The organism is Corynebacterium sp. KPL4035, assembly GCF_037908325.1.
In the GTDB taxonomy this organism is placed as follows: domain Bacteria; phylum Actinomycetota; class Actinomycetes; order Mycobacteriales; family Mycobacteriaceae; genus Corynebacterium; species Corynebacterium kefirresidentii.
Map to the genome: position 1 here is coordinate 1 of NZ_JBBMGF010000021.1, position 9,656 is coordinate 9,656.

Sequence of the window (9,656 nt, forward strand, 5' to 3'; positions counted from 1 at the left end):
CCAGCCGAGAAAATGGCCGCACTGATAAACTCAACCGAAACATAGGAAGTGTTTCCACGACCACTAGAATCTGCCTCGAATCCGCCGGTTCGAGGATGTCTACAAAGTCTTTAAAATTTAGTGCTGTTCCGGCAGGAAGGCATGGAGTAAAGCTTCTGGGTCCTTCGAAGCGATGAGCCAATAAGGGGTATCGTCCTCAGGATCATTGAGCACCATCATGGCGTGCTCATCCATCCAAGCGTGGGAGACCAAGAACGCCGCGGGATCGAATTGCGGGCCTAGCGCATTACGCCGTGCAGATTTGGGAACCGTGATAGACCGCGAGACCACGTCGTTGGGTAGTTGGGCGTCTTTGACTGAGAGCCAACGCGTTCCGTCTGGGTCACGCTCTACCACGATGACCGTATTGGACCACGTAATAAGTACCCACACGGCGATGGCGCCAAGGAGTATTGCAGGAATAATGGTCCACCACATGGAGCGGTTTAGCCCGGCGGTAGCAGAAGTAAGTGCCACGATGCCGGCGGCAAAAAGCCAAAAGTACCAAGGCACCCATTGGCGTTCGCGGTAGAGCACCTGAGGGGCCATCGTGCCCTGTGCAGAAGCGGAGCTCGACGGTGCCGGAGTTGCGGAAGAAGCAGATGTATCAGACACGTCTAGCTAGTCTAGTCCACACGCACCGCAGAATGAACCTGCTAAGGCAGGTAGGATTGGCCAGGTGACTGACTCGTTTCCATATTCTCAGCCAGAAAGCCCTTTCGGCGATATTAAAGTCAAGCGTCTAGACAAGGAGCTTCCGCTGCCGAAACGCGCCCATCGCGGCGACGCCGGTGCGGACCTCTACGCAGCAGAAGCACTTACGTTGCAACCCGGCGAGCGCGCCCTTGTAGGCACCGGGATTGCAATTGCGCTGCCACTAGGGACAGTCGGTTTGATTCATCCACGGTCCGGGTTGGCTGCTAAACAAGGGCTTTCGGTAGTTAATACTCCGGGGACAGTGGATGCTGACTACCGCGGGGAAATCAAAGTCTGCCTTATCAACCATGACCGGCATACCCCTATCGAAATCGAACGCGGAATGCGTATCGCTCAGCTCGTGGTCCAGCGCGTTGAGCTAGTGGGATTTGCTGAGGTCGAAGAATTGGAGGACACGGACCGGGGAGCCGGTGGCTATGGCTCTACCGGCGTGTAGCTAAAGCAATAGAGACTTAACGAAACTTCTAGAAAGGATGTAGCAACCATGGGAATCTGGCCCTTTGGCAAGAAGAACGAGGATGCGAAGAAGGAGCAGGCACAGCCTGCAGCAAAGGGCGAAAGGCCGGCGGGCCCCGAGTCCGTGGATAAAGATGCCCAGGAATCATATGCTCCGGTAGAAGATACCGCAGCCGATGCTGCGGTAGCTTCTGGCAATGAACCACGCGAATTTGCCCATGACGCTATCAACGGTCAGACCGGCCCCTTTGATGGTGACTCCGTAGATATCGAAACTTTCGATTTCAGCGACTTTTCCATCGGCATTTTAGATTTGGGCTCTCTGCGCATCCCACTGCCAAAGGAGTCCCAGGTACAAGTAGAAATGGGCGAGCAAGGCCCGCGAATGCTGCACATCGTAACCAAGGTGGGCCGAATTACCCCCGTAGCCTTTGCCGCCCCACGCAAGCCGGGCCAGTGGGCAGAATCCGTCGAGGAGATCAGGGAAGGCATGAGCCGCGACGGTCTCACCGTTACTACCGAGCCAGGCCCGTGGGGTGCTGAGGTCGTGGGTAAAAACGACAATGGCCAGGTTCGCGTCATCGGTGCAGATGGCCCACGGTGGATGCTGCGCATGACGCTGGCGGCACCGGCAGGAATGGAAGCTGACCTGGCAGAAATGGCCCGCGAGGTAGCCGCGCGCACCTTTGTCTACCGTGGAGAAGACCCCATCTTGGCCGGAAACGCTTTGCCGGTCATCATGCCCGAGCAGCTCGTAGAGCAAGTCAAACAGGCCATGGACCAGCGCCAGCAGGAGCAGCAGGCAGCCGCTAATGCCCAGAACCACCCAGAAAACGGCGTTGGCGGTCCAGACCCTGCAGCAGAAGCAGAGGCGGAACAGCACTTGCGCGATTTGGGCGGCACCCCACAGGAGGGGGAGAATGGATCGTCCCCGCAGGACCCCGATGAGGGTTCTGCACCTACTTCCAAAGACTAGGCAAAGCAGTAAACCACGTGACACACTCTTCCTCGCCGCAGTCCTCCCAGGACGCAAAGAACCTTGACGCTAATGAGCCTCAAGCCGAACTCACCCTATTGGAACAAATGGGTGGGCTATCCGGGCTCGTTTCCGCTACCTTGCCGGTCATTGTGCTGATTCCAGTCAATAACTTTTTTGGGCTGGGCCCAGCCCTCGCAGCGGCGCTTGGTATGGCCGTTGCTATCGCTATCTGGAGGGTGCTTCGCAAAGAGACCCTTCAGCCAGCCATTTCGGGGCTTTTGGGCGTCGCTCTGTGTGCGGCAATCGCCTGGTTTACCGGTGATGCCAAAGGGTATTTCTTGTACGGTATCTGGATGTCGTTGGCGCTATGCATTGCCGCCGTACTCTCGATCCTATTCCGGTGGCCCGCGGTGGGCGTTATCTGGAAGGGGATTAACGGCGAGGAAATGCAGTGGCAGAAGATTACCCCAGCGCGCCGGGCCTATGCCATAGCCACCGGTGGGTGGGCGGTAATCTTTCTTGCCCGTTTTATTGTCCAGCGCGCCATCTATGATGCCGATGCAACTACAGCATTGGGAGTGACCAGAATCTTAATGGGATGGCCCCTGACCCTTCTGGTAACGGCGCTTACCGTGTGGATGGTGCGGCGCGCGGACACAGCTGTGGAGGAAGCTACAGGCGCGGGTGAGCGTACGCAGGCACAACCAGAACCACTACAAGAGGCCGAGGTAGAAAATGACTGAACCTACGATTAGCCGGGGCGATATTCTTGAGGTGAGAATTGACCGCATGGCACACGGCGGGGAAGGAATCGGCCAGGCGCCTGATGGGCGAGTTGTATTTGTTCCACGCGCATTTCCAGGAGACGTCGTTAAGGCTAAGGCCGGCCGAGTCAAGAAGTCGTTCATTAAGGCGGACCTGGACAGTGTAGTGACCCCGGGTGCGCTGCGCGTGCCATCGTCGTGCCCAGCTGCGGAACAAGGGGCAGGCTGCTGCGATTTTGCAGAGCTAGATCCTGCGGCCGAAACTGGGATTAAGGCAGAAATCTTAGCGGAGCAGCTGCGCCGCACTGGCGTTAAAACCAGTGCGGGCCTAGACATTGAACAACACACCCTAGAGCCGGTGAGGGGCTGGCGCACTCGGGTTCGGTGGGGCGTTGACAAGCAAGGGCGTGCTGGAACCCGTGAGCGTCGGTCCAATGAGCTCGTTACGGCAGCCGCCTGTACGCAGCTGGCTCCGGGATTGGCAGACGGCCTCGTCGGAGAAGGCGCACGTCGTTTTACCCCAGGTGCAGAGGTCATTGCTGTTGTCGATGGCGCGGGAGACCGCCATGTAGTAGAAACCCGCAAAGCTCCGCGCGGACGCCGCGTAGAGACCATCCGTGAGGTGGTAGAAGGCAGCGGCCAAGTGCAAGAACATGTGGGTAGTAGGACGTTTAGCTTCCCCGCCACTGCCTTTTGGCAAGCCCATAGTCAGGCGCCGGCAGCGTATACCCAGCTGGTAACTGAGTGGCTCGGTCAACGTGAGTACCAGGAACGTACCGCCTGGGATCTTTATGGCGGTGTTGGGCTTTTCGTTCCAGCACTGGCCGCAGCCGTGCAGGGCAAGGTCATCTCCGTGGATTATTCGCCAGCGGCAACGGCGGCGGAGCAGCCTTGCCTGGCGGACTGCGATGTGGAACTAAAATCCGCGAAGGTGGAGCAGGTTGCTGCGCAGTTACCTAAACCAGGCGCTGTAGTCCTCGATCCCCCACGCACCGGCGCAGGCAAAGACGTGATTCGTTCCGTGGCGGCCGCTGCACCCCAAGCGGTCGTGCACGTGGGATGTGACCCAGCAACCTTTGCTCGCGATCTGCATTACTGGGACGAACACGGGTACGGGATTGAAAAAATGGCGCTCATTAACGCGTTTCCCGGAACGCATCACTTCGAAACGATTGCGCTCATTACCCCTGCCTAATGCGCTGCATAGGTGCCCAGGCGCGGCCGGGTACGGTGCCGCGCCCTAGCCGGAATATAATATTCACCGCCCGCCGCGGGTACGGTAGAAAAGAAGAACTAAGCACAGAAGGAGTTGAAGGCCGCTCCATGACTATCTTGGATACCATTAACTCGCCGCAGGATCTCAAGGCACTGTCCGCAGACAAGCTTGAAGAGCTTGCGGCAGAGATTCGGCAGCGTCTCATTGATAAGGTTTCCGTCACAGGCGGACATTTGGGTCCCAACTTGGGCGTGGTGGAACTGACCATAGCGTTGCACCGCGTATTTGATTCCCCGCGCGAGCCCATTATTTTTGATACCTCGCACCAGTCTTATGTGCATAAAATGCTTACCGGTCGCACCGATCAATTCGATACCTTGCGGCAAAAAGATGGTCTTTCGGGGTACACGGACCGCGGCGAGTCCGAGCATGACTGGACCGAGTCCTCGCACGCTTCGGCCTCGCTGTCTACGGTGGATGGCTTGTCAAAGGCCTTTAAAATCCGCGGCGATGGTCACCGCAACGTTATCGGCGTCGTTGGTGATGGCGCCCTGACCGGCGGTATGTGCTGGGAGGCACTCAACAATATCTCCGAGGACAAGGACCGCAATGCGGTGATTGTGGTCAATGACAATGGCCGCAGCTATTCGCCCACCATCGGTGGCCTCTCGGAAAATCTTGGTCGTATCCGCTCTCAGCACGGCTATGACGAACTTATGGAGCAGGGCAAGCGCCGCCTGAAACAAATGGGTTGGGTAGGCGAGCGAGCCTTCGATGCCCTGCATGCCATGAAAGAAGGCGTCAAGTCTACGGTCTTGCCAACCGAGATGTTCCCGGAACTAGGCATGAAGTACATCGGTCCCATTAACGGGCACGATATCGATAGCTTGGTGCATGCCCTGACCTATGCCCGCGATTATGACGGACCCATCATTGTGCATGTGGTTACTGAAAAGGGCCATGGGTTTGCCCCAGCCGTCAATGAGCCAAAGGATCAGATGCACTCAACCGGTGCTATTGATCCGGTCACCGGTGTGGCAAAAGGAACTAAGCAGCCTGGCTGGACCGCAGCTTTTTCAGAAGAGCTTGTAGCCGCTGCTGAAAAACGCGAAGACATTGTGGCCATTACCGCTGCCATGGCAGGGCCGACTGGGCTCACGCCGTTCCAAGAGCGCTTTCCTGAACGCTTCTTTGACGTGGGAATCGCAGAGCAGCACGCGATGACCTCCGCCTCTGGTCTCGCGCTCGGGGGTATGCACCCGGTCGTGGCGGTATATTCCACCTTTTTAAATCGAGCCGTGGATCAGGTCATTATGGATATTGCGCTGCTGAAGCTGCCAGTAACCATCGTGCTCGACCGGTCCGGGGTTACCGGTTCCGATGGAGCATCACACAATGGTGTGTGGGATATGGCGCTGATGAGCATCGTACCGGGCATACACATTGCCGCCCCGCGCGATGGCGCGCGCCTGCGGGAGCTCTTACGGGAGTCGCTAGAAATCGAATCCGGCCCCTCCGTAGTTCGTTTCCCTAAAGGCAACCTGCTGCCGGATATGGATGCGGTAGAAACCTTGGGGGATGGCGTCGACATCCTCCACTACGGCGAAGCCGACGCTGGCGAGGACACCCCAGAGGTGCTTATCGTCTCTATCGGTGCCATGTCCGCGCGCAGCATCGAGGCAGCGAAGCTGCTCGGAGAGCAAGGCGTTAACGTAACCGTCGTTGACCCGCGTTGGGTTGTGCCGGTTCCAAGTTCTATTGTGGCACTCGCCGCTGACCACGATCTGGTGGTTACGGCAGAAGACGGCCTTGTACGCGGCGGTATTGGCTCCATGATTTCTGAAGCCCTCAGCGCAGCCGAGGTAAATACCCCTGTGCGCCGACTTGGCGTTCCGGGATACTTCCCTAAGCACGGCTCGCGCGGCGAGGTCCTAGAGGAATTCGGGCTTACCCCTGAACTTATGGCGGCCTCGATTAGCGAGTGGGTAGAAAACTTCACTGCTGATGCCAATGAGCTGGGAAATGAAGGCTAGGCCTGTCCTGATAAATATCTTCTAGAAAAGACCGTCCACGATAAGCGGGGCGGTCAATTCTATTTGCCATTCGCGCGCGCCTTCCGCGCGGAGAAACGCAGCGACGTCGTCTGGCTGGCGGATGGAACCGGCAACAGAATCAGGTCCGCGGTGGCGTTTATCAGCACGTACCCCTACCTTCGCCCATACTGCGGCGCGCACGGTGGCGGGGCGGATAATAAGCTCGGAGGACATTCCAAGATCATCGCCTAGTTCCGCGATGTCGGCGCGAATAGTTTGATATATCTCCCAGAGATCAGGGTAGTCCTTGGTCCAGATGGTCTTGGAAGGGACCGGATGCGGGGTACGGTGCACGCGAGGCCGCTGGTGCGGGGGAATGGCGCGCGCCTGGTTTAGCACCGCCATCCAGCGGGCGGTGGCCCCCTTGCGCCGGCGGGGAAAACCCTTGATGCGGGCCAAATCGCTGCCAGAGGTGGGGAGAGCGCGCGCAATTTCTACCAGCGTCTTATTCGCTAAAACCCGGCCGGGTGCAGTATCGGTGCGCCGAGCTATTGCGTCCCGTTTGAGCCATAGCGCACGAGCGGCGGCAAGCTGGCTGCCGTTGCGCAGGTTGGAGACTCCCTTTAGGTCGCGCCAAGTAGGTGGCTGCGGGTGAGTATCACCGGCATGCTCGCGGACAATGGAGGAAGATTCCTCTAGCGCCCAATCCATTTTGTCTTGTTCGGCCAAGATATCGCGTAGTGAATCGGCTAGCTCGAGGAGCAGCTCCACATCTAGTGCGGCATAGGCCTTGAGTTCCTCGCTGAGCTGCGGGGTTGACCAGTCAGCGTCGCCGTAGCCTTTTTCTAATTCGATATCAAAAAGCTCTGCAACCATTGTGCCCAGATTCGGGCGGTCGAAACCAGCGAGCCGCGCCGCTAGCTCGGTATCAAAGATGGAGCCGGGGAATAGCCCAAGCCACCCTAGGCAGGGCAAATCCGAATGCGCGGCATGAATTATCCATTCCGCCCCGTTGAGTACTGGGGCGAGGGCAGCGGTGAGCTCCGCGCGATGGCCTTCAGGGGCAAAAAGCATGGTGCCTGCGCCGCAGCGGCGAATTTGAACTACGAAGGCGCGGTCATCGTAGCGATAACCAGAGGCGCGTTCAGTATCGATGGCAAACGGGCCCGTACCTGCAGCTAGGCGTGCGGCGGCAGCGGTGAATTCATCCCGGGTAGCAAGGATCGCCGGGATGCCCTCTACCGGCCGGCTGCGCAATTCTGGCATTCTAGTGGCCGAGCTTGGTAACGCCCTCAGGAGGGAGGCCGGCAACGTTAGCCAATACCTTTGCAAAAGCCTGCACGTGAGGCGCCAGATCGAGGCCTTCAGCGGTCCACGAAGCACGCATTTCGATTTGATAGGCGCGCGGTGGGCCACCAATCTCCCCAAATCGAACGGACGCGGTAGAGGTGACGGTGCCACCCAAGTTGGTGTGGTCGGCGCCTTCCTCTTCTAGGCCTTCATTGAGCCACTGCCAAGCCACATCGGGCAAGAGCGGATCTCCTGCTACGGCATCATCCATATCGGCCTGAATATACGCCACAAGGCGCATAGCGCCCTCCCAGGCTTCCTCAGCACCCGGATCGTGGAGCAAGATAAGGCGGCCAAATGCATCGCCTTCCGCATCAGTGGGCACGATGTCTGGGTTGTCTTCGCCTCCCACCTCGAGGCCGATAGCGTGGCTAAACGGCGCAAGGCGCTGCGGTGGGCGAATGGAGCCCAGGGTTATCTCGGGGCGCAGGTCGGCCGCGTGCATTGACTCCACTGCTTGGGTGAATGCGGCGGGGGTAGCTGGTTCGTGGCTTTCCGCTTGCCTGTGCAAAGGAGTGGGGGCGGAAGCCTCGGCGCTGCGTGGGGTGGTCGATTCGGAATTGCTCACGACGTTCAAGCTATAGTTTCCCAGCCTCTAGCTGGGGGAGGCGCGCCGATGCGAGAGCGTGTCGGCATCCCCGCGGCGGGGGAAGTGACAAGGTTTCATATCCAACTTATGATGGATATGTCCGATTACCCAGAGGCTTTGGCAAAGGAGAACGCAATGGCGAAGCTAGACTACAAGGAACTCAATGCGGTTCAGCGATATTCCCAGCACGCAGTTTTTAAGGTGATCCCGGGGGCGCTCGGCACCGAGCGAGCGGAAATCATCGCCCAAGCGCAGAAGTTCTTCGCCGACGTTGAAGAGGCTGGCAAAGTGACGGTGCGCGGTATCTATGACCTCACGGCTATGCGCGATTCTGCTGATTTTATGATCTGGTGGCACGCCGAGGAATTCTCTGACCTGCAGAAGGTCTTTGGGGACTTTCGCCGCGAGACCACCTTGGGCCAGGTTAGCGAAGTGACCTGGGTAGGCAACGCTTTGCACCGTCCAGCGGAGTTTAATAAGTCGCACCTGCCGTCTTTCATCATGGGCGAGGAGCCAAAGGAGTGGATCTCGGTCTATCCCTTCGTGCGCTCCTATGACTGGTACACCATGGACGAGGAAAAGCGCCGCCGCATCCTTATGGAGCACGGCATGCAAGCGCGTGATTATCCTGATGTGCGAGCTAATACCGTACCGGCTTTTGCGTTGGGTGACTACGAGTGGATTCTGGCCTTTGAGGCGGATGAGCTCCACCGTATCGTCGACCTGATGTACCTGATGCGCTATACCGAAGCCCGTCACCACGTGCGCGAGGAAATTCCTTTCCACACCGGCCGTCGCGTCAAGGACGTAGCAGAACTCATTGCAGTACTGCCCTAAAAGAAGCGTCGCCCAGCAAAAGCCCTGCTTGGCGACGTCCCGGGCTGCGCCCCTTCACTAGCCTGGCAGCCAGGCTGCTGACGGGGCGTAAGTTGTGTCGAGGCCCTTTAAGCGGTGCCACCTTCTACCGGTTTGTCCTCCAGGTCAAGGCAAATGGAGTTAATGCAATAGCGAAGGTCAGTAGGGGTGTCGTAGCCCTCGCCCTCAAAGACGTGGCCTAGGTGCGATTCGCAGTTGGCACACAAGACCTCTACTCGGCGCATGCCTAGCGAGTTATCTTCTCGCTCGATGATCTTGTCTCCGGCAAGCGGGGAGAAGAAAGACGGCCAGCCACAATGGGACTCAAACTTTTCCGTGGAACGGAAAAGCTCCGCTCCACACGCGCGGCAAGAATAGACACCCTCGGTAGTAGTATTGGTGTACTCGCCTACATGGGGCGGCTCCGTACCTGCCTCACGCAGAACATAGTATTCCTCGGGGCTTAAACGCTGGCGCCATTCGGTATCAGCAATGAGCTTGAAATCGGTCATGAGCCGAGTCTAAACCGCTCTGCGCGCGGCACGCCACCAGCCAGCGACCGTAGCGAAAATTGCGACGATAAGCAGCGCCCATCCTGCCGTGGCCGTGAAAAAATTCATCCACCGCCCAGCATCCGGGTGCGATGCAGACGCCCACG

10 protein-coding genes are annotated in these 9,656 nt (G+C 58.4%); 6 read left to right on the top strand and 4 right to left on the bottom strand.

From position 1 onward, the window contains the following. Positions 1 to 117: 117 nt before the first annotated feature. Positions 118 to 654: a DUF3093 domain-containing protein gene (locus tag WMP96_RS11530; RefSeq protein WP_200288991.1), complete on the bottom strand. Its 537-nt coding sequence runs from the start codon at positions 652 to 654 to the stop codon at positions 118 to 120. Between the two features lie 64 nt (positions 655 to 718). Between WMP96_RS11530 and dut the strand changes: the two genes are divergently transcribed. From dut to dxs, 5 genes are all read left to right on the top strand, one after another. Further along, positions 719 to 1,192 (top strand): dUTP diphosphatase, encoded by a 474-nt coding sequence (gene dut, locus WMP96_RS11535; protein WP_023021406.1) that lies wholly within the window; start codon positions 719 to 721, stop codon positions 1,190 to 1,192. A 48-nt stretch (positions 1,193 to 1,240) separates the two neighbouring features. Beyond that, on the top strand, positions 1,241 to 2,188 hold the full coding sequence (locus WMP96_RS11540) for a DUF3710 domain-containing protein (protein WP_340433570.1): 948 nt from the start codon (positions 1,241 to 1,243) through the stop codon (positions 2,186 to 2,188). 17 nt (positions 2,189 to 2,205) lie between these two features. Beyond that, positions 2,206 to 2,934, top strand: a complete 729-nt coding sequence (locus tag WMP96_RS11545; protein ID WP_301715698.1) for a DUF3159 domain-containing protein — start codon at positions 2,206 to 2,208, stop codon at positions 2,932 to 2,934. Further along, the gene (locus tag WMP96_RS11550; protein ID WP_023021409.1) at positions 2,927 to 4,150 is read left to right on the top strand and encodes a class I SAM-dependent RNA methyltransferase; all 1,224 of its coding nucleotides are present in this window, start codon (positions 2,927 to 2,929) and stop codon (positions 4,148 to 4,150) included. The genes WMP96_RS11545 and WMP96_RS11550 overlap by 8 nt, the downstream gene beginning before the upstream one ends. Positions 4,151 to 4,278: 128 nt before the next feature. Beyond that, complete coding sequence (gene dxs, locus WMP96_RS11555) at positions 4,279 to 6,204, top strand: 1-deoxy-D-xylulose-5-phosphate synthase (RefSeq protein WP_023021410.1); 1,926 nt, start codon at positions 4,279 to 4,281, stop codon at positions 6,202 to 6,204. A gap of 21 nt (positions 6,205 to 6,225) precedes the next feature. On the opposite strand, the gene WMP96_RS11560 is transcribed toward dxs, so the two are convergent. Next, on the bottom strand, positions 6,226 to 7,470 hold the full coding sequence (locus tag WMP96_RS11560; protein WP_340433573.1) for an HRDC domain-containing protein: 1,245 nt from the start codon (positions 7,468 to 7,470) through the stop codon (positions 6,226 to 6,228). A 1-nt stretch (position 7,471) separates the two neighbouring features. Continuing rightward, positions 7,472 to 8,065 carry a DUF3000 domain-containing protein gene (locus tag WMP96_RS11565; protein ID WP_232212620.1) on the bottom strand — a complete coding sequence of 198 codons (594 nt, stop codon included), beginning with the start codon at positions 8,063 to 8,065 and terminating at the stop codon, positions 7,472 to 7,474. Between the two features lie 213 nt (positions 8,066 to 8,278). Here WMP96_RS11565 and hemQ point away from each other — a divergent pair, with 213 nt between their 5' ends. Then, a complete protein-coding gene (gene hemQ / locus WMP96_RS11570; protein WP_340433576.1) occupies positions 8,279 to 8,980 on the top strand; it encodes a hydrogen peroxide-dependent heme synthase in 702 nt (233 codons plus the stop codon). A 107-nt stretch (positions 8,981 to 9,087) separates the two neighbouring features. On the opposite strand, the gene msrB is transcribed toward hemQ, so the two are convergent. Beyond that, positions 9,088 to 9,510: a peptide-methionine (R)-S-oxide reductase MsrB gene (gene msrB / locus WMP96_RS11575; protein WP_340433579.1), complete on the bottom strand. Its 423-nt coding sequence runs from the start codon at positions 9,508 to 9,510 to the stop codon at positions 9,088 to 9,090. Between the last annotated feature and the right edge of the window lie 146 nt (positions 9,511 to 9,656).